Below are 23842 nucleotides of genomic sequence, written 5' to 3' on the forward strand. Positions count from 1 at the left end.
TATATGAATTTTCACGAAGTCCGATTTCCCGCCTCGCTCAGCTTCGGCTCGGTCGGCGGCCCGGAGCGGCGCACCGATGTGGTGACGCTCGCCAATGGGTTCGAGGAGCGCAACACCCCCTGGGCGCATTCGCGCCGTCGCTATGACGCCGGCTTGGGGCTTCGCGCGTTGGAGGATATCGAGACGCTGATCGCCTTCTTCGAGGCGCGTCAGGGGCAGCTCTTTGGCTTTCGCTGGAAGGATTGGAGCGACTACAAATCCGCCCGCCCCAGCGCCGAAGTGCGTTTCGACGATCAGGACATCGCCACCGGCGACGGCAGTACGGTGACCTTTCAGCTGGCCAAGACCTACCGCTCCGGCGGCCACAGTTATCAGCGCCCGATCACCAAGCCTGTGGCGGGCACCGTACAGGTGGGCATCGGCCAGGACGCGCTGCAGGAGGGCGTCGATTACATGCTCGACACCGCCACCGGCCTGATCACCCTGTCGCATCCGCCGGAGAAAGGCCTGGTGCTGCGCGCGGGGTTTGAGTTCGACGTGCCGGTGCGGTTCGACACCGCCAGCATCCAGACCAGCGTCGCCTCCTTCCAGGCGGGCGAAGCACCGGCGGTGCCGGTGGTGGAGCTGCGGGTATGAGCCGTCTTTCCGATGACTTCCGCGCTCACCTTCAGACCGGTGTAACGACCGTTTGCCGGGCCTGGGCGCTGCGGCGGCGCGATGGTTTGGAGCTGGGGTTCACCGACCATGACTGCGCTCTCAGTTTCGACGGCATCACTTTCCGTCCCGGCAGCGGGCTGACGGCGCGGGCGTTGAGCCAGGCAACCGGCCTGTCGGTCGACAATAGCGAAGCACTGGGCGTGCTGTCCGATGCCGCCGTGACCGAGGCTGACATCGAGGCGGGCCGCTATGACGGGGCCGAGCTGCGCTGCTGGCTGGTCAACTGGCGCGATGTGACGATGCGCTGGCTGCAGTTTCGCGGCACGGTGGGAGAGATCCGCCGTGCAGGCGGCGCATTCGAGGCAGAGCTGCGCGGGTTGACCGAAGCGTTGAACCAGCCGCAGGGCCGGGTCTACCAGAAGCCCTGCACCGCGGTGCTGGGCGATGCCGCCTGCGGCTTTGACCTGACCACCCCCGGCTACGCGACCGACCTGCCTGCGGCAGAGGTGCCGCGCCTCGACCGGTTCCGCTGGCAGGATCTGCCGGGGTTCCAGCCGGGCTGGTTTACCCATGGCCGCCTGACGGTCCTCAGCGGCGCGGCGGCGGGGCTGTGGGGGGCGGTCAAGGCCGACCGGCGCGAGGCCAGGGGCCGCGAGATCAGCCTGTGGGAGCCGATACGCGCCGCGGTGGCGCCGGGCGATATGATCCGCCTGCAGGCGGGCTGCGACAAGCGGCTGGAGACCTGTCGGCTGAAGTTCAACAACCTGCTGAACTTCCAGGGCTTTCCCGACATCCCCGGCGAGGATTGGGTGATGGCGGTGCCGCGCCGCTCTGGCGTTAACGGCGGCGGGAGCCGGAGATGAGCGCGGCGGCGGGCAGGGTGGTCGCGGCGGCGCGGCGCTGGATCGGCACGCCCTATGTGCATCAGGCCAGCTGCCGCGGCGCGGGCTGCGATTGCCTGGGGCTGATCCGCGGTCTGTGGCGCGAACTGCTGGGCGCCGAGCCGGAGCTGCCGCCCGCCTATACGATGGACTGGTCCGAACCCCAGGGCGCCGAGGCGCTGTGGCAGGCGGCGGCGCGGCATCTGACGGCCAAGCCGTTGCAGCAGGCTGCGCCGGGCGACGTGATCCTGTTCCGAATGCGCGCGGGATCGGTGGCCAAGCATCTGGGGGTACAGTCCATAGTGGCGAGTTCTGGCGGAAAGGGCAGCCTCCGGCCCCGGGTGGGCGTGATGCGCCCGCCCCGGGGGGCGGACGGGCGCTGCCCGGCCTTCATCCACGCCTACGCAGGCCACGGGGTGGTCGAAAGCCCGCTGACCCCGCCCTGGCAGCGCCGCATCGTGGCGCGGTTTCACTTCCCCAAGGAGCAGATCTGATGGCAACCATACTTCTATCCGCCGCCGGTGCGGCGATCGGCGGCACAATCGGCGGCACGGTTGCGGGGCTGTCCTCGGCCGTCATTGGCCGCGCGGTGGGGGCCACCTTCGGGCGGATGATCGACGAGCGGCTGCTGGGGGCGGGCTCGGACCCGGTGGAGACCGGCAAGGTCGACCGCTTCCGGCTGACCCAGGCCAGCGACGGCGCCCCGGTGGCGCAGGTCTTTGGCCGGATGCGGCTGGGCGGGCAGGTGATCTGGGCCTCCGAGTTCCTGGAAACCGCCACCACCAGCGGCGGGGGTGGCGGCAAGGGCCGCCCGGCACAGCCGCAGGTGACCAGCTACAGCTATTCGGTGTCGCTGGCCATTGCGCTGTGCGAGGGCGAGATCGCCCATGTCGCCCGCGTCTGGGCCGATGGCGAGGAAGTGTCGCCAAAGGATCTGAACATGACCGTCTACACCGGCAGTCCCGATCAGCTGCCCGACCCGGTGATGGAGGCGGTGGAGGGTGCAGGCCAGGTGCCCGCCTACCGCGGCACCGCCTATGTGGTTATGGAGAACCTGGACCTCTCCCGTTTTGGCAACCGGGTGCCGCAATTCTCCTTTGACGTGCTGCGTGCCGAACAGCCCGGCAGCAGCACGCACGCGCAGGATCTGGGCCAACTGGTGCAGGGGGTGGCGCTGATGCCCGGCACCGGTGAATACACGCTGGCGGTGGATGTGGTGCAGTATTCGGGCGGTCCGGGCGATGCCAAGCCTGCCAACCAGCACACGCCATCAGAGCTGTCGGACCTCAAGACCTCGCTGAACGCGCTGGAGGCGGAGCTGCCGGCCTGCGGCGCCGCCTCGCTGATCGTGTCCTGGTTCGGCGGCGACCTGCGCTGCGGGACGTGCAGCCTGAAGCCGAAGGTGGAACATAAGAGCGCCGAGGGCAGCATCCCCTGGCGGGTCAGCGGGCTGGACCGGGCGGCAGCCGAGGCGGTGCTGACGCAGGACGGCACGCCGCTCTATGGCGGCACACCCGCCGACGCCGCGGTGATCCAGTCGATCCGGGAAATGCAGGCGCGCGGGCTGCGGGTGATGTTCTACCCGTTCATCCTGATGGACCAGGCCGAGGGCAATGCGCTGCCCGACCCCTGGACTGGTGCCGCCAGCCAGCCGCATTTGCCGTGGCGGGGGCGGATCACCCTGTCGGCAGCGCCCGGCCAGCCCGGCTCCCCCAATGGCACGGCGGCGGCGGATGCGGAGGTGGCGACGTTCTTCGGCACCGTGACGGCGGCGGATTTCACCGTGGCCGAGGGCAGCGTGACCTATACCGGGCCACAGGAATGGAGCTTGAGCCGGTTCATCCTGCACTACGCCGCCCTGTGTGCGGCGGCGGGCGGGGTCGAGGCCTTCTGCATCAGCTCGGAAATGCGGGCGCTGACCCAGATCCGCGGCGCTGCGGGCTTTCCGGCGGTTGCCGCGCTGCAGGCGCTGGCCGCCGAGGCGCGCGCGCTGCTGGGGCCGGACACACGGATCGGCTATGCCGCCGACTGGTCCGAGTACTGGGGCTATCAGTCGCCCGAGGGCGATCGGTACTTCCACCTCGACCCGCTGTGGGCGGATGAAAACATCGATTTCATCGGCATCGACAATTACATGCCGCTCAGCGACTGGCGCGAGGGCGACGATCATCTGGACGCACAGGCGGGCGTGCCCGCGATCTACGATCCCGCCTACCTGCGCAGCAATATCGAGGGCGGCGAGGGCTATGACTGGTATTACCACTCGCCCGAGGCCGAGGCGGCACAGATCCGCACCCCGATCACCGATGGCGCGCATGACGAGCCCTGGGTGTGGCGCTACAAGGATATCCGCAACTGGTGGGCGCAGGAGCATCACGAGCGGATCGGCGGTGTGCGGCAGGTGCAGCCGACCCCTTGGGTGCCGCAATCCAAGCCCATCTGGTTCACCGAACTCGGCTGCGCCGCGATCGACAAGGGCACCAACCAGCCCAACAAGTTCCTTGACCCCAAAAGCTCGGAATCAAAGCTGCCGAAATACTCCAACGGCCAGCGCGACGACCTGATCCAGATCCACTACCTGCGGGCGGTGCTGGGCTATTGGGGCGCGGCCGCGAACAACCCGGTGTCCGAGGTATATGGCGCGCCGATGCTGGACATGGCCAACGCCTATGTCTGGGCCTGGGATGCGCGGCCCTTTCCCGCCTTCCCGAGTCGTCTGGAGATCTGGAACGACGGCGAGAATTACCTGCGCGGCCATTGGCTGAACGGGCGGGCGGGCCAGCGCACCCTGGCCTCGGTAGTAGAGGAGATCTGCCATCGCGCGGGACTGGTGGAGATCGATGTCTCGCAGCTTTATGGCGTGGTGCACGGGCAGGTGATCGCCGATCTCGGCGATGCCCGGGCCGCGCTGCAACCCCTGATGCTGCGGCACGGATTTGACGCGGTGGAACGCGACGGGGTTCTGCGCTTCGTCATGCGCAAGGGCACGGCGGCGCAGGCGCTGCCGCTGGACCAGCTGGCCGAACACGCCGAGATCGGCAGTCGGCTGGAGGCCGCCCGCGCCAGCGAGGCGGAGCTGGCAGGCCGGGTGCGACTGCGGTTTACCGAATGGGGCGGCGACCATGCCGCGGGCGCGGTTGAGGCGGTGCTGCCGGACGAGGCCACCCATGCGGTCAGCCAGAACGCGCTGCCGCTGGCGCTGACACGGGCCGAGGCGCGGCAGGTGGTGGCGCGCTGGTTGACCGAGGCGCGGATCTCGCGTGACACGCTGCGGTTCTCATTGCCGCCGTCGCTCTTGCATCTGGGTGCGGGAGACGTGGTCTCGCTGCCGCTGGAGGGCGGGGCGCAGAGCTACCGTATCGACCGGGTGGAACAGGCCGAGTCGCAGCTGGTCGAGGCGGTGCGGATCGAGCCCGGCGTCTATGACACTGCCGATGCGGCCGAAGAGCTGCCCCACGTCAGCGCCTTTGCCGCGCCGGGCCCGGTGCTGCCCTTGTTCCTGGACCTGCCGCTGATGCGCGGCGACGAGGTGCCAGAGGCGCCGCATCTGGCGCTGACCGCCGCCAGATGGCCGGGCAGCGTTGCGGTCTATGGCTCTGCCACGGATGAGAATTACGCGCTGGAGCAGGTGATCGCCGCCCGTCAGGTGATCGGCATTACTGAGACGCCGCTGGCGGCGGCGCGGGCCGGGATCTGGGATCGTGGCGAAGATCTGCAGCTGCGGCTGATCTGGGGCAGCCTGGAAAGTCGCAGCCTGGAGGCGGTGCTGAACGGGGCCAATGCCGCCGCGATCGGCGACGGCACCCCCGGCAACTGGGAGCTGTTCCAGTTTCGCGAGGCGGAGCTGATCGCGCCGCAGACCTATCTGTTGCGCGGGCGGCTGCGCGGTCAGCTCGGCACGGATGCGCTGATGCCGGATGTCTGGCCCGCGGGATCTTATGTGGTGGTGCTGGACGGCAGTGCGGTGCAGTTGGCGCTGGCGCCGGACCAGCGCCGCCGCGCCCGGCACTACCGCATCGGCCCGGCGCAGCGGGCGCCGGACGATCCCTCCTATGTGCATGAGCAGCACAGCTTCGACGGCAACGGGCTGCGCCCCTATGCGCCGGTGCATCTGCGGCTGCAGGGCGCGCTGGGCGGGGACATGGTTGCGGGCTGGATCCGCCGTACCCGGATCGAGGGCGACAGTTGGGACCTGCCGGACGTGCCGCTGGGCGAAGAGCTGGAGGCCTACCGCATCCGCGTGCTGCGCGGGGAGACGTTGCTGCGCGAGGCCACGGTTGCGGCGCCGCAGTGGGCCTATGATGCCGCGGCGCAGGTCGCCGACGGCGTGCAGCCCGGCGATGTGCTGGAGGTGGCGCAGCTGTCGGCGCGCTACGGCGCGGGGCCTGCGGCGCGGCGGGTGCTGGCATGAGGCGGCCGGTGCTGCCGGGCGATGTCTCGGCCGTGGCGCGGGCCTTGCTGCTGGTGCCTGCAGAGCGCAGGGAGGCGCTGTGCCGCCGCATTTTCGGCATGGCGGCAGAGGCGCGGGCCCATACCGATCTTCTGCACCGCCTGCATCCGTGCTGGGGCGACGGCACGCTGAGTGCGGCGGCGCGGCGGTTTGCGCTGGCGGAGGAGCCGTTCCTGGATGATCCCGCCTATCTTGCCTGCACCCGGCTGGTGCTGCGTGAACTGGACGCGGCGCTGGCGGGATCTTCCGGGGCCAAGGGGGCAGCTCCCGCCCGCTGATCCCTGCAGGAGACCTGCACGGCCTGCGGTTGGGCCGGGCGCCGCCAGCCCGGTGGGCTGGCGGCGCGGATCGCTTCGGGCCCGGCCCGAAGCGACACCGCCGAAGGCGGCGCAACCGGCTTCACCTTTGCGCGAGACGACGTATTCAGATCGGAAATATGCCCGATCACGGGTTTGCGTTTGCGCCATTCCGGCTTAGATGGCTATTCTGGGCCGAGTGAATAAAGGATGCTGAGCCATGATCGAGACGCGCCAGGCGATTACCCCGGTCGACCCCGTATGGGATCGGATCACCCGCGAAGCCGAGGAGGCCGTGGCCACCCAGCCGCTGATGGGCGGGCTGATCCATGCCTGTATCCTGCACCACAAATCGCTGGAGAAGGCGCTTTCCTACCGGATCTCGGCCAAGCTGTGCTCGAACGAGATGTCGATGATGGTGCTGCGCGAGATCGTCGATGACGCCTATGCCGCCCGCCCGGACCTGGTGGAGGCCGCGCGCGCCGATCTGGTGGCGATCAACGAGCGTGATCCGGCCAGCCACCGGTTGCTGCAGCCGATCCTCTATTTCAAGGGGTTCCAGGCGGTGCAGGCCTATCGGGTCAGCCATTGGCTGTGGAACCAGGGGCAACTGGATCTGGCCTATTTCTTCCAGATGCGGACATCGGAGATCTTCGGCATCGACATTCACCCCGGCGCGCGCATCGGCAAGGGGATCATGATCGACCACGCCCATTCCATCGTCATCGGCGAGACCGCGGTGGTGGGCGACAACGTCTCGATGCTGCATTCGGTGACGCTGGGTGGCACCGGCAAGGAAGAAGAGGACCGCCATCCCAAGATCGGCGACGGCGTTCTGATCGGGGCCGGTGCGAAGGTGCTGGGCAACATCAAGGTGGGCCATTGCAGCCGCATTGCCGCTGGCTCGGTCGTGCTGGAGGAAGTGCCGCCCTGCACCACGGTGGCGGGCGTGCCGGCCAAGATCGTGGGCGAGGCGGGCTGCGCGCAGCCGTCGATCAGCATGAACCAGGTGCTGGGCAAAGACCACGGCGGCTGATCCGCGGGCCGTTGCGCAGAGGGGCCGCGGCGGATTTTGAGTATTTGAAGAAAGGTGAGGGGGCGGGTGTGCCCCCTTTGTGCTACCGGGCTACCTGGCCGTGCGGGGATGCCAAAGGCTTGGCGCGGCGCGATGTCTTGGCTAAGGTCGGGGCACGGTCGGCAGACACCGAGGCGCCGCTGCCCCGCAACGGGGTGCTAAACCTGCCCAGCATTCGGCCCTTTCCATTTCGAAACAGGCGCCGGTTTCCGTCAAGACAGCGGCCAGCGGTTTGGCAGGCGCCAGAAATGGATATGTGATGAGCAGACTTCCCCAGAGCCTGGCGGTGGAGGATCTTTCCGCCTTTTGCCGCGCGCTTGGCCGCCAGCTGGGCGAAAGCAGCCCCGGGCATCTGAAACTGATGAACATGCTGGCGCGGGCGGGCGGCTATCAGAACCTGCAGCATCTGCGCGCGGTGCAGGCGGCGGCGGCGCGAAGCCGCCGCAGGGAGCAAGTGGCCTCCGGTGCGCAGGCGGTGCAGGCGCAGGCCGACCACCGGCTGCTGGAACGCTGTCTGAACCAGTTCGATGGCCAGGGCCAACTGCTGCGCTGGCCCTCGCGGCGCGCGGTGCAGACGCTGGCGCTGTTTGCGCTGTGGGCCGAACTGCCGGCGGGGCAGGAAATGGCGGAGCGGCAGGTCAACGCGCAGCTGAACCGGCTGCACCTGTTTGACGATCCGGCAACGCTGCGGCGCACGATGATCTCCTGCGGGCTGCTGACCCGGCGGCGCGACGGCAGCGGCTACCGCCGGGTGGAACAGGCACCGCCCGCCGAGGCGCAATTGCTGATCCGCGCGTTGCGCCGCCGCCGTGCGTCCGCGCCGCCGCCGGGACAGGCGGAAGCGCAAGGCGCCGGGCAGCCCGCCAGCTAGCCGGTGGCGCGCCAGCCCGCAGTGCGGGCCTTGGGCTGCGCGCCGTCCTGGTCCGCCTGCGCGGCGGGCAGGCGGAAGGTTGCGGCCAGCTGGCTGAGCCCTTCGGCATCGCGGCACAGGCCGGACATCGCGGTCACCGTCTGGTTCACCACATCGGTGTTGCCGCGGGTGGTGCCCTCCAGCGCGGTCAGTCGGGCGGTGAGCGCGCGCAGCGCCGCCGCCTCGTGGCTGAGCCCGCGGGCCGAGCCGCTGACGCAGCCGGAGATTTCGCCCAGATCCGCGATGATGCGGGTCAGCACCGCACCGGTCTTGCCGACTTCCTCGGCGCCCTGGCTGATGTGCTGGCTGGTGCTGGAAATCAGCGCCCGGATCTCGGTTGCGGCCTCGGAGCTGCGCTGTGCGAGTGCCTGCACTTCGCTGGCGACCACTGCGAACCCGCGCCCGGCCTCGCCCGCCCGTGCGGCCTCGACCCCGGCGTTCAGCGCCAGCAGCGTGGTCTGGAAGGCGATGTCGTCGATCACCCCGGTGATCGAGCCGATGCGGGCGGCGCTGTGCTGGATGCCCTCCATCGCGGCGGCGGCGCTGGTCATCACGGCATTGCTGGCCTCGGCCTGCTCGACCGCGCTGGCAGCGAGACCATTGGCTGCGCGGACCTCGTCCTCGGCGGCGCCAAGCGCGGTGCTGAGGTCGTTCAGCGCCTGTGACAGCTCGCCCAGGTCGGCGGCCTGGCTGGTAATGCGCCCGGCCAGGGTGGCGGAGTCGCCGCGGATGCGGCTGCTGTGGGACAGGATCATGTGGCCGGTGCCCAGCACTTGCGTCATCATCCGTGCGAGGCTGTCGAGGGCGTCGTTGAAATCGCGGCGCAACGGCTCGTAGGCGGGGGCGAGCGGCTGGCGGAGCCGGTGGCTGAGGTCGCGCCGGGCGAGTGCATCCAGCCCGCCGCGCAGCTGCTCGACGGCGTCGGCCTGGGCCTGCTGGTCGCGCGCGCGGCTGCGGGCCGCGGCGGCGGCCTCGGCCAGGGTGGTTTGCAGCATGTCGATGCGGCGGGCGATGCGGCCCAGCTCGTCCCGGCGCGTGGCAAGCGGCAGGCGCGAGCCGTAGTCGCCGGAGGTGATCCGCTCCAGCGCCCGGGTGAGCTGCTGCAGTGGCCGCCCCAGCAGGCGGCGCAGGATCACCAGGCAGCCGAGCAGCGAGACCAGCAGGATCGCCGCGCCGAGTGCCGCGTCGCGCAGCAACCCGGCCCGCAGGGCCGAGAGCGTGGCGGCGGGGTCCCAGACCATAACGAGCACGCCGCGTATCGCCCCCTTGCGCGATGTCACCGGCAGCACCAGCGTGTGGCCATCGGCGGATTGCCAGGGCTGTTCGTCGGCCATCACCCTGTCGCTGATGGCCGCCAGATCGGGCCGCGCGGACGTGGCCGCGGGGGGCTGGCCGGCCTCGGCCATGACCACCCCATCGGCGCGGACCGCGCGGGCATAGGCAAAGCTGCTGCCCGCCCGTTCGATGACATCGGCAATCTGCTGTTCGACCGAGCCGGAGAAGCCCAGCTTCATCGGCTGGGCAATTTCGCGGGCGGTGGCGGTGGTCAGCTCGCGTTGCAAGAGGCGCAGGCTGTCGAGGGCCTGGGTCTGCAGCTGCTGGGCGGCGAGGTAGGCCATCGGCAGTGCGGTCAGCAGTGCAAAGACGGTCACCAGAAGGGCGATGCGCAGGTTGAGCGACCGCCAGGCAAAGCCGCCGGACGTGTCGGCGCGGGCAGCGCCTGGGCGGCGCGACAGGCGGAACTGCGGGAGAGCGAAGGACATGACAGAATTCCTGCAAATGACAGATGTCCTTGCAGTAGGAAGCCAGAGCTGAACGCGACGTAAACACCGCCGCGGCGAGGGCCGATTGTCATGAAAGCTTCATCCAGGGCGGTATGCGGGCAGCAAAATCGACGGTTTTCCAGTCCGTTGCTGACCGCGTGTCCGGCTGCGGCGGAGGCGAGGCCCGCAACGAAGACAGGCCGGGGAAGTCCCCGGCCTGCGTCAAGGTCTTGGCCCCAAGGGGGCTGCCGGTCAGGCCAGCATCACCATCGGGTTTTCAAGGTTGTCCTTGATGACGTTCAGCAGCTCGGCGCCAAGCGCGCCGTCGATGACGCGGTGGTCGACCGACATGGTCACCGACATCACCGTGGCGACGGTCAGTTCGCCGTCCTTGCCGACCACCGGCTTCTTGACGCCGGCGCCGACGGCCAGGATGCCCGCATGCGGCGGGTTCACGATGGCGTCGAAGTCGTCGATGCCGAACATGCCGAGGTTGGAGATCGCGAAGCTGCCGCCCTGGTATTCATGCGGGGCCAGCTTGCGGTCGCGGGCGCGGGCGGCCAGATCCTTCATCTCGGTCGAGAGCGCCGAGAGGGATTTGGTGTCGCTGTCCTGCAGAACCGGGGTGAACAGGCCGCCCTCGATCGCGACGGCAACCGCCACGTCGGAGGCTTTCATCTTGAGCACCCGGTCACCGGCCCAGACCGCATTGGCGTCCGGCACCGCCTGCAGCGCCAGGGCGCAGGCCTTGATGATGAAGTCGTTGACCGACAGCTTAACGCCGCGCGGCTCGAGCTGCTTGTTCAGCTCGGCACGGAACTTCAGCAGCGCATCCAGCTGGATGTCGCGGCGCAGGTAGAAATGCGGCACCTGCTGCTTGGCCTCGGTGAGGCGGGCAGCGATGGTCTTGCGCATTCCGTCGAGCTTGACCTCTTCGAAGTCACGGCCCTCGTACATGCGGGCAACCTGATCGGCGGATGGGCCAGCGGCGGGCGCGGCAGCAGCTGCGGGGGCCGCGGCAGCAGCCGGGGCAGAAGCCTTGGCGGCCTGCGGCTGGGCGTTTTCCACGTCCACCTTGATGATGCGGCCACGCGGGCCGGAGCCCTTGATCTGCGCGAGATCCAGACCCTTGTCGGCGGCGATGCGGCGCGCCAGGGGCGAGGCAAAGATGCGGCTGCCGTCTGCGGCGGCAGGCGCTGCCGGTGCGGGCTTGGCGTCAGCCTTGGGGGCGTCGGCCTTGGCCGGAGCTGCGGCTTCGGCGGGCGCTTCGGTCTTGGCCGCGGCCGGGGCGGCACCGGCGCTGTCGATGTCATCGGCGCTTTCGCCGTCTTCCAGCAGCACGGCGATCGGCGTGTTGACCTTGACCCCTTCGGAGCCCTCGGCCACCAGGATCTTGCCGACGACACCTTCGTCCACGGCTTCGAACTCCATGGTGGCCTTGTCGGTTTCGATCTCGGCGATCAGGTCGCCGGAGGAGACGGTATCGCCCTCCTTGACCAGCCATTTCGCCAGGGTGCCTTCCTCCATCGTGGGAGACAGCGCGGGCATCAGGATTTCTGTTGGCATCTTTGCGCTCCCTTACCGGTAGGTCACTTGTTTCACCGCTTGGATCACCTCGTCGGTGGTGATCAGCGCGTGGCGTTCGAGGTTGGCGGCATAGGGCATCGGCACGTCCTTGCCGGTGCAGACCATGACCGGGGCATCGAGATAGTCGAACACCTCGCGCTGCACTTCGGACGCGATGTAGCTGCCGACGGAGCCCTGCGGCCAGCCTTCCTCAACGGTGACCAGGCGGTTGGTCTTCTTGACCGATTCCATCACCGTGGGCAGATCCATCGGGCGCAGGGTGCGCAGGTCGATGACCTCGGCGCTGACGCCGTCTTCGGCCAGCTTGTCCGCGGCTTCGAGCGCATACTGCATGCCGATGCCGAAGGAGACGATGGTGACGTCGGAGCCTTCGCGCCAGATGCGGGCCTTGCCGAAGGGTACGGTGTAGTCATCCAGCTTCGGCACGTCGAAGGCGCGACCGTAGAGGATCTCGTTCTCGAGGAAGATCACCGGGTTGTTGTCGCGGATCGCGGTCTTCATCAGACCCTTGGCATCGGCGGCGGAGTAGGGCATCGCCACTTTCAGGCCCGGGATCTGCATGTACCAGGCGGCATAGTCCTGGGAGTGCTGGGCACCCACGCGCGCGGCGGCGCCGTTGGGGCCGCGGAACACCATCGGTGCGCCCATCTGGCCGCCGGACATATACAGCGTCTTGGCCGCGGAGTTGATGATCTGGTCAATCGCCTGCATGGCGAAGTTGAAGGTCATGAACTCGACGATGGGACGCAGGCCGCCAAAGGCCGCACCGGTGGCGATGCCGGCAAAGCCGTGCTCGGTGATCGGGGTGTCGATCACGCGCTTGGAGCCGAATTCGTCCAGCAGGCCTTGCGAGACCTTGTAGGCGCCCTGGTATTCGGCGACTTCCTCGCCCATCAGGAAGACGTTTTCGTCGCGGCGCATTTCCTCGGCCATGGCGTCGCGGATCGCTTCGCGCACGGTGGTCTGCACCATCTCGGTGCCCTCGGGGTAGTCGGGTTCCAGCACCTTGGCGGGCTGGGCCGGGGCCTTTTCGGGCGCGGCGGCGGCGGGCGCGTCGCTGGCCGGAGCCTCTGCGGGGGCGCTGTCATCGCTGCTGGTGCCGCCACTGGCCTGGTAGTCGTCGGCGCTTTCGCCTTCCTCGACCAGCACGGCGATCGGGGTGTTGACCTTCACGCCCTCGGTGCCTTCCGCGATCAGGATCTTGCCGACGATGCCTTCGTCGACAGCTTCGAATTCCATCGTCGCCTTGTCGGTTTCGATCTCGGCCATGATGTCGCCGGAGTTCACGGTATCGCCTTCCTTGACCAGCCATTTGGCCAGGGTGCCTTCCTCCATGGTCGGCGACAGGGCGGGCATCAGAATTTCAGTTGCCATGTCTTGTTCTTCCCTTTCAGGTCAGCAGCTTACGCGTAGATGTCGGTCCAGAGTTCGTCGAGGGCCGGTTCCGGGCTCTCCTTGGCGAATTCTGCGGATTTGTTGACGATCTCCTTGATCTCCTTGTCGATCGCCTTGAGATCGTCTTCGCTGGCGTGGCCGCCGGTCAGCAGCATCTCGCGGACCTGCTCGATCGGGTCGCGCTCTTCGCGCATCTTCTGCACTTCCTCGCGGGTCCGGTACTTGGCCGGGTCCGACATCGAGTGGCCGCGGTAGCGGTAGGTCTTCACCTCGAGGATGTAGGGGCCTTTGCCCGCGCGGCAGTGGGCCACGGCGCGTTCACCGGCTTCCTTGACCGACAGCACGTTCATGCCGTCGACCTCTTCCCCCGCGATCCCGTAAGCCTCGCCGCGCTTCCACAGCGCCGGGGATTTGGTGGAGCGCTGGACGGAGGTGCCCATGGCGTACTGGTTGTTCTCGATCACGAACACCACCGGCAGATCCCAGAGCTGGGCCATGTTGTAGGTCTCGTAAACCTGGCCCTGGTTGGCTGCGCCATCGCCGAAATAGGTGAAGGTGACGCGGTCGTTGCCCTTGTACTTGTCGGAGAAGGCAAGGCCCGCACCCAGCGGCACCTGCGCGCCGACGATGCCGTGGCCGCCATAGAAATGCTTCTCTTTCGAGAACATGTGCATGGAGCCGCCCTTGCCCTTGGAGTAGCCACCCTCGCGCCCGGTCAGCTCGGCCATGACGCCATCGGGGTCCATGCCGCAGGCCAGCATGTGGCCGTGGTCGCGATAGGAGGTGATCCGCTTGTCACCTTCTTCCGCCACGGCCTCAAGACCGACAACAACGGCTTCCTGGCCGATATAGAGATGGCAGAAACCGCCGATCAGACCCATGCCGTACAGCTGGCCCGATTTCTCTTCGAATCGGCGGATCAGCAGCATGTCCCGATAGTACTTGGTCAGTTCCTCGGCAGAAACGTTTGGTTTCTTTGCGCTTTTTCTAGCGGCCATGGTGGTCAGCTCCTCCTGTGGGCTAGATAGTTTAGTGTTAAACAAACTGATACACGGTTTGGCTCCGGCTGAATAGTGTTATTGTGACGCGGGGTTTGCAACCGGAGAAGACAGGCAAATGCGAACGCAGTTCGCCGACCGGGTCCGTGACCCGCGCGGCGCGCAGCGGGCTTGCGGTTGCACGAGCGTGCGACCGGTCCTTGAATGTCGGGAAATACTCGGAGTGGAGCAGGGCGGTCAGCCGCGCCTGGGCCTGCGCTGGTTCAGTGCGGGGGCTTGCAGGGGATCAGTGGCAGGAGGTCAGTGAATGACGATCTCATCCGCGCGCACCAGTCCCAGCACGCTGCGGGCCTGTTCGTCGAGCAGGTCGAGATCCAGGTAGTCATCGGACAGGCGATGGGTGAGGTTTTCCATTTCTGCGGTCTGCGCCTGCAGGCGGCCGAGTTCCAGGCGCAGCTCTTCGGCTTCGGCCTGAATCTCGACCCTGCGGAACAATCCGTAATCGCCCTGCACAGCGGCAAAGGTGAAGTAGGCGCTGAGCGCGAAGGCAATCGCAAAGAATGCAATCGCCCCGATGGAAGGGCGGGCGTTACGGGTCACGTGGGAGCTGCCTGTATGCTACTGCTCAAGTCTTCTGGAGGTGCGCCGTTTGCCGACGTCTGCAACCACTATGCCACAGGCGAATCGGCTTGTGAATTCCAAAACTGTCCACAAGGCGAAATACTGGGCTGGAAATACCGGGTTGGAAATACCGGGGAAGGGTGGCCCGGCAGGCTGCCGGGCCCGAAGGGCAGAGGGTTACTGCTCCAGCGCGGCGACACCGGGCAGGGTCTTGCCTTCCATCCATTCCAGGAACGCCCCACCGGCGGTGGAAATATAGCTGAAGTCAGCCGCCGCACCGGAGGCGTTGAGCGCCGCCACGGTATCGCCGCCGCCCGCCACCGAGATCAGCGTGCCCGCGCGGGTCAGCTCAGCCGCTTTCAGCGCCGCCGCATTGGTGGCAGCGTCAAAGGGTTCCATCTCGAAGGCGCCGAGGGGGCCGTTCCAGATCAGCGTCTTGCTGTTGGCAAAGACCTCGGCAATGCGGGTGACGCTGGCGGGGCCTGCATCCAGGATCATCGCGTCATCGGGGCAGGCGTCGGCCGGCAGGACCTCATGCGGGGCGTTGGCCTCGAACTTGCGCGCAACCACGAGGTCGCTCGGCAGGATGATCTCGCAGCCCGCCGCCTTGGCCTTGGTCAGGATCTCGGAGGCGGTGTCGGTCAGGCTGGCCTCGGCCAGCGAGGAGCCGATCGCGTGGCCCTGTGCCAGCAGGAAGGTATTGGCCATGCCGCCGCCGATCACCAGGTGGTCGACCTTTTCGATCAGGTTGGAGAGCAGGTCCAGCTTGGTCGACACCTTGGCCCCGCCGACCACCGCGGTGACCGGGCGCTCGGGCTTGGCGAGCGCGGCTTCCAGCGCTTGCAACTCGGCCTGCATCAGGCGACCGGCGCAGGCGGGCAGCAGCCGGGCCAGCGCCTCGGTCGAGGCATGGGCGCGGTGCGCGGCCGAGAAGGCATCGTTGCAGTAGATGTCGCCGAGGGCGGCCATGCCAGCGGCCAGATCGGCGTCGTTCTTGGTCTCGGCGGCGTGGAAACGGGTGTTCTCCAGCAGCAGCACTTCGCCCTCTTTCAGCGCCTCGGCAGCCGCCGCGGCGCCTGCGCCCACGCAGTCGGCGGCAAACATCACCGGGCAGTCAAAGGCGGCTTCCAGCGCCGGAACCAGCTGTTGCAGCGACAGCTCGGCCTTGCGTTCGCCGCCCGGGCGGCCGAAGTGGGCCAGCAGGATCGGGCGACCGCCAGCCGCCAGGATGTCGCGCACCGTGGGGGTGATGCGCTGAATGCGGGTGTCGTCGGTGACCTTGCCATCCGCAACCGGCACGTTGATGTCCACGCGCACCAGCACGCGTTTGCCGTTCAGGTCCATGTCGTCGAGCGTCTTCCAGCCCATCTCGAGCCCCCTTATGGTGAAATAGCGGTTGAATTCGGGCGTTGTTTCGGGGGTTTTTGCTCATCAGTCAATGCTCCCTTGGCATTTGCCGACGCTGGCCTTAACAATCGGGGCAAATTTCGACGACAGGAGGGCCACATGGCCGAGATCAAGGATCCCGAAAACACCGTCATCATCGAACTGAAGGACGGCAATGTTGTTATCGAACTGCTGCCCGACGTGGCGCCGAAACATTGCGAACGAATGAAGGAACTGGCGCGCGCCGGCGAGTATGACAACGTCTGCTTTCACCGCGTGATCGACGGCTTCATGGCGCAGACCGGCGACGTGGCCAACGGCGACATGGAAGATGGGTTCAACCTTCGCATGGCGGGCACCGGTGGCTCCAGCCTGCCGAACCTGCCGGCCGAGTTCTCCAAGCTGCCGCATGATCGCGGCACCCTGGGCGCCGCGCGGTCCGCCAACCCGGATTCGGCCAACTCGCAGTTCTTCATCAACTTCAAGGACAACCACTTCCTGAACGGCCAGTACACCGTCTATGGCCGCGTCATCGAGGGCATGGAGCATGTCGACGCGATCACCCGCGGCGAGCCGCCTGCGAACCCGGACCGGATGATCTCGGTCAAGGTGGCTGCGGATGCGTAAGACGCTGGCAGCGCTGGCCCTGCTGGCGGCGGGGCCTGCCTTTGGCTTGCTGAATGGCGCGCCTGCGGGCGCGACGGGCCTGGAAGTCCAGGTCGAGGGCGAGGCCAATGGCACCATCAAGATCGACCTGTTCGAGGATGTGGCTCCCAAGCATGTCGAGCAGATCACCGCGCTGGCCGAGGAAGGCCAGTACGACGGGGTGGTGTTCCACCGCGTGATCGACGGCTTCATGGCGCAGACCGGCGATGTCGAGTTCGGCAAGCTGGGCGGCGACATGAGCATGGCGGGTCGTGGCGGCTCCGCGCGCCCGGACCTGCCGGCCGAGTTCTCCGACCTGCCGTTCGATCGCGGCGTGGTGGGGATGGCGCGGGCGCAGAACCCCAACAGCGCCAACTCGCAGTTCTTCATCATGTTCGACGCCGGTCATTTCCTGAACGGTCAGTACACGGTGGTCGGCAAGGTGACCGAAGGCATGGACGTGGTTGACGCGATCAAGCGCGGCACCGGCGGCAATGGCGCCGTGGTTGGCCAGCCCGACGTGATGACCAAGGTCAGCGTGACCGAGTAAACCATCCCGCTCGGGATGTTGAAGGGCGGCCCGTTCCTGCTTGGCAGGGGCGGGCCGTCTTACGTTTCGGTGCCTGAAGAAGGCTGCCGCGCGGCGCGGCTGAAGCTGCGTCACAAGCGCGTGTGTGCCTCTGGCGCGGGGCGGCGGGGCGCAGGTAAACTGCTGGCAAGGGGGAGGTCAGCCATGCTGAAACACCTGATAAGCCTTGCCGCGGTGGTCCTGATGCCCGTTCTCGCCGCGCCTGCCAGTGCCGAGCCGACACGGTGGGGGCAGGCCTGGCCGCAGACGGATTTCAGCCGCACCACGGTGCCCGACTGGCGGCAGATCCGCTCGGGCGGGGTGCCCAAGGATGGCATTCCGGCGCTGGATGCGCCGCGGTTCCGATCCGCTGGTGGCGTGCGGGACGTGACCCCGCGAGAGCCGGTTGTCACCCTGGAGCTGGCCGGGGCAAAGCCGCGGGCCTACCCGTTGCGCTACCTGACCTGGCACGAAATCGTCAACGACACCGTGGCGGGGGTGCCGGTGGCGGTGACCTATTGCCCGCTGTGCAATTCCGCGGTGACCTTTGATCGGCGCGTGCGCGCCGGGGGCGCAAGGCGGGTGCTGAGCTTTGGCGTCACCGGCAAGCTGCGCCATTCGGACATGGTGATGTATGATCGCGAAACCCAGAGCTGGTGGCAGCAGGCCAGCGGCGAGGGGATCGTTGGCGCGATGAGCGGCGTGCAGCTGACCGTATTGCCCAGCTGGGTCGAGAGCTGGGCGGAGTTCACCGCCCGCAACCCAGAGGGGTTGGTGATGGCGCAGCCGGGCTACAACCGCCAGTACGGGCGCAACCCCTATCGCGGCTATGACACCTCGGATTGGCCGTTTCTCTATGATGGCACGCCACCGCCGCACGGGATTGCGCCGCTGGCGCGGGTGGTCCGGGTGGGCAACCGCGCCTGGCCGCTGAGCCGACTGGCGAAGGCGGGAGAGATCCGCGAGGCGGGCGTCGTGCTGAGCTGGCGTGCCGGACAAGCCTCGGCGCTGGACACCGGGGCGTTGGCGCAGGGGCGTGACATCGGCTCGGTCCGGGTGCGCGACAGGGCCGGGCGCGACGTGGTGCATGACGTGATGTTTGCCTTTGCCTTTCACGCCTTCTGGCCGGACGGCAAGTGGATGTTGCGCTGATCCCGCTGGTCAGACTGAAAAAGGCGCGCCGCTGAGAGGCGCGCCCGTGTGGTGTTTCGCCGTGGGGGCGGGTGCTCAGAACAGGAAGTTGTCCGCATCCTGCAGTTGGGCCAGGGTGGTGTCCTCGACCAAAATCGTGACGTCGGCAAAGGCCACCAGGACGTCCTCGCCCTGCTGGGTGAAGTCCAGCTGGCCAAACCGTGAGGCACCGCGTCCGATTTCGATGTGATCCCTGCCGATCTCAAAATCGGTGATCGTGTCATTGCCGTGCCCCCGGTGGAAGACAAAGACATCGGCATGTTTGCCGCCGGTGAGCAGGTCGTCGCCCTTGTGGCCGATCAGCACGTCCTTGCCGCCGTCCCCAGCCAGCCGGTCGTTGCCATTGCCGCCGTTGAGGCTGTCGTCGCCGGACTGACCGCTGAGGGTGTCGCGGCCATTGCCGCCGCGCAGGTCATCATCGCCGCCGCCGCCCAGCAGCGCGTCCTCGTGGTTGCCGCCTGACAGGTCATCGGCGCCGCGTCCGCCCACGAGCCGGTCGCGGCCATCTTCGCCGATCAGCGTGTCGTCGCCGCTGCCGCCCTTCAGCTTGTCCCAGCCGGAACCGCCGTTGAGGTGATCGCGGCCGCTGTCGCCCAACAGCACGTCGTGGCCGTGTTCGCCCAGCAGGCGGTCATCACCGCTTCCGCCCACCAACCTGTCGGCCTCGGTTCCGCCCTTCAGGGTATCATCGTAATCGCCGCCCAGCAGCGTATCGTTGTCGGCGCCGCCAAAGAGCTGGTCATCGCCGCTGCCGCCGATCAGGACATCACTGCCAAGGTTGCCGGACAAACGGTCGGAGCCGCTGCCACCGTCAAGGGTATCGTTGCCATTGCCTCCGGTGAGGGTGTCGTTGCCGGCCGAGCCGAAGAGCAGGGCAGGGCCAGTGTGACCGGCAAAGGAGCGGTTTTCGGAACTGTAGCTTCCGACATGAAGATCGATGCTGCCGTCCAGGAACTCGATCCGCTCGATATTGCGCAGCTGGTCCTGTTCGGCGCCGGGGCCGGACAGCACAAGAGTGCCGTAATTCAGCGTGATGTCGTAAGCCGACCGGGCGCCATTGGCGACGAAAACGTCGAAGCCGCTGCCGCCGTCCACGTAATCGCTGCCGGTTCCGGTTTTGATGCGGTCATTGCCGCCAAAGGTCTCGATATAGTCATCACCGTTGTAAGCGGAAGTAAACACGTCGTCGCCTGCCATGATGCCGGACATGACGGTGTCAAAATCGCCGTAGTAAATATCGTGGAATGTGACATTGAAGCCCGAGCCGGACGCCACCAGTGAGCCTTGATAGGAGAGGTTCACGCTGTGTACCTGACTGTCGAGCGATAGGCTGCGTGCATCGGTGTAAAAAAAGCTTCCCTGCAGCGACAGGGTCAGGCCGTTGACGCTGGCGGTGAGGTGGGTGGACGTCGGAGGCGATACGTGAACGTCGTCAAGGTCTACGTTGCTGAGATCGATTGAGCCAAGCCTGTTGGCGTGGTCGAAAACTGTGATGATTGCCATGAAATATACCTAACTTTTGACCGCGATGCGCTGCTTCGGGTTGTGACCGCAGCATCGGTACCCGTTGAGGGAGTAGAGGTAAAGGGATGGCGTGCTGTTGAATTTCCAGTTTTGCCAAAACGAAGAACCGCCGCAGTAGAGCACTGCGGCGGTTTCATACTTCGTGTCCGGTGGCGTTCGCTGCGCCAATCGCGCGGCCTCGGCAGTCGATTTTACCGTCGACTGCGGGCGTCTTAGCCTTCGGCCTTGTGCGCGGCGGTTGCGGCCTGAACGGCGGCGGAGGGGGCCTGCGCGGGGGCGGCTGCCGGTGCGGCCGACGCCGGGGCGGATTTGCGGCCGCCGGGGTTCAGCGGGTCGTCCTGACGCTGCACCGAGCCTTCGAAATGGGCGCCGGATTCGATTGCGATGGTCTTGTGGATGATGTCGCCTTCGACCCGTGCGGTGGAGGTCAGGCGCACCTTCAGACCGCGCACGCGGCCGACGATGCGACCGTTGATGACCACGTCATCGGCGGTCACTTCGCCCTTGATGGTGGCGGTCTCACCCACGGTCAGCAGATGCGCGCGGATGTCGCCTTCGACGGTGCCCTCGACCTGGATGTCGCCGGTGGTCTTGACGTTGCCGGTGACGTGCAGATCCGAGCTCAGCAGCGATGCGGCCGGCTTGGGCTTGGGAGCGCTGCTCTTGTAGTCGCTGACAGGCGCCGCAGGCGCGGCAGAGGGAGCCGGGTTGGTTTCGGCCTGTTTCGGTCCGGGCTCGTTGATTTTGCTCTTAGAAAACATTTCTCGCAGCCTTGATATAGATCATGGGGTTTACGGGTTGCCCGTTGACCCTGACCTCGTAATGGAGGTGGGTCCCGGTGGACCGTCCGGTGTTACCCATATCAGCAATGTGATCGCCGCGCGAGACCCTTTGGCCGACCTTCACGCGGAGTTTCGAGTTATGGGCGTATCTGGTTTCAATGCCGAAGGCATGGCGGATGGTGACCATCTTGCCGTAGCCGGACTGCCAGCCGGCATGTGTCACGACGCCATCGGCGGTGGCAAGAATGTCGGTGCCGGTGCGGCCGGCAAAATCGGCGCCCTTGTGCAGCCGCCGACCGCCGGTCTTGGGGTCGCGCCGATAGCCGAAGCCCGAGGATTGGCGCACCTGGCTCAGATTGACGGGCGTTGCAAAGGGGGCCTGCTCCGCGGCGAGGCGGTAGAGGTTCAGCTGGTCCAGCTTGGCAAGGATGCTGTTGGCGCGGCGCTCCTCGGGGGTGGGCTGTTCGCCGCGGGTGGACATCGCCAGCGGCTCCAGCGGGCCGCCCTGGCCATTGTAGCCGCGCCGCACCTGCTCGAGGATCCGGTCAGTGGGCATGCCGGCGCTGCGGAACATCTTGTCCAGCGGTGTGACGGAGACCGCGACCGCTTCCTCCAGCTGGCGGAAGATCTGGTCGTTGCGCTCGTCCATCAGCTGCAGTTCGAGTTCCAGGGCGTCGCGTTCATCCAGCGCGGTTTCCGCATCGGCGCGGATCTGGTCGCGCTCGGCGGCGGTATCGTCCAGCGCGGCCGCCATCAGCTCCATCTGCGTTGCGGCGCTGGCAATCACGGCGGGGGCGGTGTTTTCGCTGCTGGTTTCCTGTTTCAGCGCGGCCAATTCGCGGCGCGCCTGATCGCGTTCGGTCATGGTGTCGCGCAGGGTCGACTGGATGACCTCGATGCCGGTCTCCAGCTCGCGACGGCGGGTTTCCGAGGCCAGCAGTTCGGACTGCATGATGGAAATCTGGGTCAGGGCGGCGTTGAAACGTTCCTGTGCCGCCAGCGCCTCTTCGGCGCGGGCGTCGCGCTCGGCGGAAATGGCGTTCAGCCGCTCGCGGTAGGTTTGCTGGTCGCGTTTGGCCAGTTCCCGGAAGTTGCCCGAGCCGATGCTGTCCATCAGCACAATGGCGGTGGCGACGATGCTCCAGGCGGTGAACAGCGTGATGCCGGCAACCGCCACCAGCTGGGTTTCAGATCGGAGCCGAATGAAGCGCGTGTCGGTGTCGGACTTCAGAAAGACCCGCCGTTCCGGGAAACGACGTTCGAGAAAGCTGTGAATTCTGACCGCGAGCAATGTGCGCAAAAGACGGTTCCCTCATTCCGTTCCCTGTCGGCAGCGCGCGGGCCTGCCGAATACTGGCGACGTGAATAGACAGGGTGACGCTATTGGGCAAGTGTGTTGACCCGATGCGCCGCCCGGCGGGCCGGAAGCGGCGTGGATAGGCGGGTTTCTGCCGAAAACGGCTGTCTTCAGCTGCCCGGCAACGGGCGCTCCTGGTCGGACAGCGGCCAGTAGAAGTCCGGCGGCAGGCCTGCATCGGCGCGTTTTTCCTCGTTGAACGGGGGCTTCAAGGCGCCGTGGAAGTATTTGCGGACGAGGCCGTGGAAGACTTCCTTGGGGTCGAGGTTGTCGCGGCCGCACAGGAAGTTGAACCATTTCGAGCCATAGGCGACGTGGCTGACTTCCTCGGCATAGATGATCTCCAGGGCGTCCACGGCCTGGGGCAGGTCCGCCTTGCGGAAGATCTCGATCATGCCGGGGGTCACGTCGAGGCCGCGCGCCTCCAGCACCATCGGCACCACGGCCAGCCGCCCCATCAGGTCATTGGCGGTGTCCTCGGCGGCGCGCCACATGCCCGCATGTGCAGGCAGCGCGCCGTAATGGCTGCCGAGCGCCTCAAGACAGTCGCACATCAGGTTGAAATGCTTGGATTCCTCGTCCGCGGCCTGCACCCAGTCGTCAAAGAACCCCATGGGCATCGGCACATGCGAGAACCGCGCGATGATGTCCCAGTGCAGGTCGACGGCGTTGAGCTCGATATGGGCGACGGCGTGCAGAAGCGCGATGCGCCCCTGCGGCGAGCCGGGTTTGCGTTTGGGCACGTCGCGCGGGTCGCGCAGTTCCGGTTCGGCCGGGCGGGCGGGGTGCAGCGGCGGGCTGGCGGTGCCGATGGCGATCTCGGGAGCCTCACCACGCCGATAGGCCTTCCATTCGGCGGCGTGCCGACGCGACAGGGCAGTCTTGGCGCGTCCGTCTGCGGTGGTCAGCACCTCGGCGGCGCGTTGGGCAAGCGTCAGGGGCGGGTTGGACATGCGGACTCCTTGTGGCGGCGAGGCGGCGGGTTTGCAGCGTGTTTTTGGGCGGGTTCACCCGATTTGGCAGCGAATGTCCAGACGGTGCGCCGTCAAGGCGGGCGGTGCGCTCCCGCCTGCGCGGCGGATCAGCGGGCTGATCCCCCTGGCGCAGTTGGGCATGGCAGCGCGCCTGCGGCGCGCTGCGCGCCGGGCCGCTGGCCCGGCGCCCGGCCCAACGGCTGGGGCTGCCCCTGACCAGGGGCGGCGGCAGCGGGCGGGAGCCTCCAGCTGCGCTGCGCTGCCGGACGGACAGGCTGTCGGGGCGGGCGGTCACAGCGCTTTGACCGCCTCCAGCACCTCCTCGACATGGCCGGGCACCTTGACCTTGCGCCAGATGCGGGCGATGTGGCCCTCTGCATCGATCAGGAAGGTGGAGCGTTCGATGCCCCAGTGCTTCTTGCCGTAGAGGTTCTTTTCCTTCCACACGCCATAATCTTCGCAGACGGTGCTGTCGGCATCGGACAGCAGTGGCGTCGTCAGCCCATGTTTCGCGGTGAATTTCTCGTGCTTGGCCATGGTGTCGCGGGAGATCCCGTAGACCTTGGCCCCGGCATCGGCAAAGGCTTGCAGCGCCTCGGAAAAGCCGATGGATTCTTTGGTGCAGCCGGGAGTATCATCGCGGGGATAGAAAAACAGGACCACGGCGGAACCGCGCAGGCTGTCGAGGCTGACCTCGCCGCCTTCGGTGCTGGGCAGAGTAAAGGAAGGGGCAGGGTCTGATACGTCTAACATCTGTCTGTCTCCGGCAAACTTTGCGTGCT

Annotated in this window: 21 protein-coding genes; 10 read left to right on the top strand and 11 right to left on the bottom strand. The window is 67.1% G+C overall.

Annotated features, from left to right (window positions below):
- The first annotated feature begins 3 nt into the window (after window positions 1–3).
- From AB9K35_RS21290 to AB9K35_RS21320, 7 genes are all read left to right on the top strand, one after another.
- Window positions 4–636 carry a TIGR02217 family protein gene (locus AB9K35_RS21290; RefSeq protein WP_369929246.1) on the top strand — a complete coding sequence of 211 codons (633 nt, stop codon included), beginning with the start codon at window positions 4–6 and terminating at the stop codon, window positions 634–636.
- Complete coding sequence (locus tag AB9K35_RS21295) at window positions 633–1520, top strand: DUF2163 domain-containing protein (protein ID WP_369929248.1); 888 nt, start codon at window positions 633–635, stop codon at window positions 1518–1520. The genes AB9K35_RS21290 and AB9K35_RS21295 overlap by 4 nt, the downstream gene beginning before the upstream one ends.
- Complete coding sequence (locus tag AB9K35_RS21300; protein WP_369929250.1) at window positions 1517–2032, top strand: NlpC/P60 family protein; 516 nt, start codon at window positions 1517–1519, stop codon at window positions 2030–2032. The genes AB9K35_RS21295 and AB9K35_RS21300 overlap by 4 nt, the downstream gene beginning before the upstream one ends.
- A complete protein-coding gene (locus AB9K35_RS21305; RefSeq protein WP_369929252.1) occupies window positions 2032–5949 on the top strand; it encodes a glycoside hydrolase/phage tail family protein in 3918 nt (1305 codons plus the stop codon). Before AB9K35_RS21300 ends, AB9K35_RS21305 begins: the two co-directional genes overlap by 1 nt.
- On the top strand, window positions 5946–6266 hold the full coding sequence (locus AB9K35_RS21310; RefSeq protein WP_369929254.1) for a hypothetical protein: 321 nt from the start codon (window positions 5946–5948) through the stop codon (window positions 6264–6266). The genes AB9K35_RS21305 and AB9K35_RS21310 overlap by 4 nt, the downstream gene beginning before the upstream one ends.
- A gap of 238 nt (window positions 6267–6504) precedes the next feature.
- Window positions 6505–7320 (top strand): serine O-acetyltransferase, encoded by an 816-nt coding sequence (gene cysE / locus AB9K35_RS21315; RefSeq protein ID WP_222453172.1) that lies wholly within the window; start codon window positions 6505–6507, stop codon window positions 7318–7320.
- 298 nt (window positions 7321–7618) lie between these two features.
- Complete coding sequence (locus tag AB9K35_RS21320) at window positions 7619–8230, top strand: DUF2087 domain-containing protein (RefSeq protein ID WP_369929256.1); 612 nt, start codon at window positions 7619–7621, stop codon at window positions 8228–8230.
- On the opposite strand, the gene AB9K35_RS21325 is transcribed toward AB9K35_RS21320, so the two are convergent.
- The 6 genes from AB9K35_RS21325 to pgk form a co-directional block, all read right to left on the bottom strand.
- A complete protein-coding gene (locus tag AB9K35_RS21325; protein ID WP_369929258.1) occupies window positions 8227–10032 on the bottom strand; it encodes a methyl-accepting chemotaxis protein in 1806 nt (601 codons plus the stop codon). The genes AB9K35_RS21320 and AB9K35_RS21325 overlap by 4 nt on opposite strands.
- A 252-nt stretch (window positions 10033–10284) precedes the next feature.
- Window positions 10285–11598 (bottom strand): pyruvate dehydrogenase complex dihydrolipoamide acetyltransferase, encoded by a 1314-nt coding sequence (locus AB9K35_RS21330; RefSeq protein WP_369929260.1) that lies wholly within the window; start codon window positions 11596–11598, stop codon window positions 10285–10287.
- A 12-nt stretch (window positions 11599–11610) separates the two neighbouring features.
- Entirely contained in the window at window positions 11611–12993 is a 1383-nt protein-coding gene (locus AB9K35_RS21335; protein WP_369929262.1) for a pyruvate dehydrogenase complex E1 component subunit beta, read from the bottom strand.
- A gap of 29 nt (window positions 12994–13022) precedes the next feature.
- Window positions 13023–14012, bottom strand: coding sequence for a pyruvate dehydrogenase (acetyl-transferring) E1 component subunit alpha (gene pdhA / locus AB9K35_RS21340; RefSeq protein ID WP_222453167.1), 990 nt, complete (start codon window positions 14010–14012; stop codon window positions 13023–13025).
- Between the two features lie 300 nt (window positions 14013–14312).
- Complete coding sequence (locus tag AB9K35_RS21345) at window positions 14313–14612, bottom strand: septum formation initiator family protein (RefSeq protein WP_222453166.1); 300 nt, start codon at window positions 14610–14612, stop codon at window positions 14313–14315.
- 198 nt (window positions 14613–14810) lie between these two features.
- Window positions 14811–16001, bottom strand: coding sequence for a phosphoglycerate kinase (pgk, locus tag AB9K35_RS21350; protein WP_369929265.1), 1191 nt, complete (start codon window positions 15999–16001; stop codon window positions 14811–14813).
- 138 nt (window positions 16002–16139) lie between these two features.
- On the opposite strand from pgk, the gene AB9K35_RS21355 reads away from it, so the two are divergent.
- The 3 genes from AB9K35_RS21355 (at window position 16140) to AB9K35_RS21365 (ending at window position 18384) form a co-directional block, all read left to right on the top strand.
- Window positions 16140–16646, top strand: coding sequence for a peptidylprolyl isomerase (locus AB9K35_RS21355; protein WP_369929267.1), 507 nt, complete (start codon window positions 16140–16142; stop codon window positions 16644–16646).
- Window positions 16639–17214, top strand: a complete 576-nt coding sequence (locus tag AB9K35_RS21360; protein WP_369929269.1) for a peptidylprolyl isomerase — start codon at window positions 16639–16641, stop codon at window positions 17212–17214. Before AB9K35_RS21355 ends, AB9K35_RS21360 begins: the two co-directional genes overlap by 8 nt.
- Before the next feature lie 183 nt (window positions 17215–17397).
- Window positions 17398–18384, top strand: a complete 987-nt coding sequence (locus tag AB9K35_RS21365) for a DUF3179 domain-containing protein (RefSeq protein ID WP_369929271.1) — start codon at window positions 17398–17400, stop codon at window positions 18382–18384.
- Window positions 18385–18459: 75 nt separating this feature from the next.
- Here AB9K35_RS21365 and AB9K35_RS21370 read toward each other — a convergent pair whose 3' ends face one another.
- The 5 genes from AB9K35_RS21370 to AB9K35_RS21390 form a co-directional block, all read right to left on the bottom strand.
- On the bottom strand, window positions 18460–19926 hold the full coding sequence (locus AB9K35_RS21370) for a calcium-binding protein (protein WP_369929273.1): 1467 nt from the start codon (window positions 19924–19926) through the stop codon (window positions 18460–18462).
- Window positions 19927–20159: 233 nt separating this feature from the next.
- Entirely contained in the window at window positions 20160–20708 is a 549-nt protein-coding gene (locus AB9K35_RS21375; RefSeq protein WP_369929275.1) for a polymer-forming cytoskeletal protein, read from the bottom strand.
- Complete coding sequence (locus AB9K35_RS21380) at window positions 20698–22029, bottom strand: M23 family metallopeptidase (RefSeq protein ID WP_222453159.1); 1332 nt, start codon at window positions 22027–22029, stop codon at window positions 20698–20700. Before AB9K35_RS21380 ends, AB9K35_RS21375 begins: the two co-directional genes overlap by 11 nt.
- A gap of 167 nt (window positions 22030–22196) precedes the next feature.
- The gene (locus AB9K35_RS21385; RefSeq protein ID WP_369929277.1) at window positions 22197–23039 is read right to left on the bottom strand and encodes a ferritin-like domain-containing protein; all 843 of its coding nucleotides are present in this window, start codon (window positions 23037–23039) and stop codon (window positions 22197–22199) included.
- A 312-nt stretch (window positions 23040–23351) separates the two neighbouring features.
- Window positions 23352–23813, bottom strand: a complete 462-nt coding sequence (locus AB9K35_RS21390; RefSeq protein WP_369929279.1) for a peroxiredoxin — start codon at window positions 23811–23813, stop codon at window positions 23352–23354.
- Window positions 23814–23842 lie beyond the last annotated feature (29 nt).

This window comes from Leisingera sp. XS_AS12, from assembly GCF_041224635.1.
Classification (GTDB): Bacteria; Pseudomonadota; Alphaproteobacteria; order Rhodobacterales; family Rhodobacteraceae; genus Leisingera.

Excerpts from the sequence above, each read along its gene's own strand:
- AB9K35_RS21290 (WP_369929246.1), top strand. The coding sequence starts at position 4 with ATGAATTTTCACGAAGTCCGATTTCCCGCCTCGCTCAGCTTCGGCTCG.
- AB9K35_RS21295 (WP_369929248.1), top strand. The coding sequence starts at position 633 with ATGAGCCGTCTTTCCGATGACTTCCGCGCTCACCTTCAGACCGGTGTA.
- AB9K35_RS21300 (WP_369929250.1), top strand. The coding sequence starts at position 1,517 with ATGAGCGCGGCGGCGGGCAGGGTGGTCGCGGCGGCGCGGCGCTGGATC.
- AB9K35_RS21305 (WP_369929252.1), top strand. The coding sequence starts at position 2,032 with ATGGCAACCATACTTCTATCCGCCGCCGGTGCGGCGATCGGCGGCACA.
- AB9K35_RS21310 (WP_369929254.1), top strand. The coding sequence starts at position 5,946 with ATGAGGCGGCCGGTGCTGCCGGGCGATGTCTCGGCCGTGGCGCGGGCC.
- cysE (WP_222453172.1), top strand. The coding sequence starts at position 6,505 with ATGATCGAGACGCGCCAGGCGATTACCCCGGTCGACCCCGTATGGGAT.
- AB9K35_RS21320 (WP_369929256.1), top strand. The coding sequence starts at position 7,619 with ATGAGCAGACTTCCCCAGAGCCTGGCGGTGGAGGATCTTTCCGCCTTT.
- AB9K35_RS21325 (WP_369929258.1), bottom strand. The coding sequence starts at position 10,032 with ATGTCCTTCGCTCTCCCGCAGTTCCGCCTGTCGCGCCGCCCAGGCGCT.
- AB9K35_RS21330 (WP_369929260.1), bottom strand. The coding sequence starts at position 11,598 with ATGCCAACAGAAATCCTGATGCCCGCGCTGTCTCCCACGATGGAGGAA.
- AB9K35_RS21335 (WP_369929262.1), bottom strand. The coding sequence starts at position 12,993 with ATGGCAACTGAAATTCTGATGCCCGCCCTGTCGCCGACCATGGAGGAA.
- pdhA (WP_222453167.1), bottom strand. The coding sequence starts at position 14,012 with ATGGCCGCTAGAAAAAGCGCAAAGAAACCAAACGTTTCTGCCGAGGAA.
- pgk (WP_369929265.1), bottom strand. The coding sequence starts at position 16,001 with ATGGGCTGGAAGACGCTCGACGACATGGACCTGAACGGCAAACGCGTG.
- AB9K35_RS21355 (WP_369929267.1), top strand. The coding sequence starts at position 16,140 with ATGGCCGAGATCAAGGATCCCGAAAACACCGTCATCATCGAACTGAAG.
- AB9K35_RS21360 (WP_369929269.1), top strand. The coding sequence starts at position 16,639 with ATGCGTAAGACGCTGGCAGCGCTGGCCCTGCTGGCGGCGGGGCCTGCC.
- AB9K35_RS21365 (WP_369929271.1), top strand. The coding sequence starts at position 17,398 with ATGCTGAAACACCTGATAAGCCTTGCCGCGGTGGTCCTGATGCCCGTT.
- AB9K35_RS21370 (WP_369929273.1), bottom strand. The coding sequence starts at position 19,926 with ATGGCAATCATCACAGTTTTCGACCACGCCAACAGGCTTGGCTCAATC.
- AB9K35_RS21375 (WP_369929275.1), bottom strand. The coding sequence starts at position 20,708 with ATGTTTTCTAAGAGCAAAATCAACGAGCCCGGACCGAAACAGGCCGAA.
- AB9K35_RS21385 (WP_369929277.1), bottom strand. The coding sequence starts at position 23,039 with ATGTCCAACCCGCCCCTGACGCTTGCCCAACGCGCCGCCGAGGTGCTG.
- AB9K35_RS21390 (WP_369929279.1), bottom strand. The coding sequence starts at position 23,813 with ATGTTAGACGTATCAGACCCTGCCCCTTCCTTTACTCTGCCCAGCACC.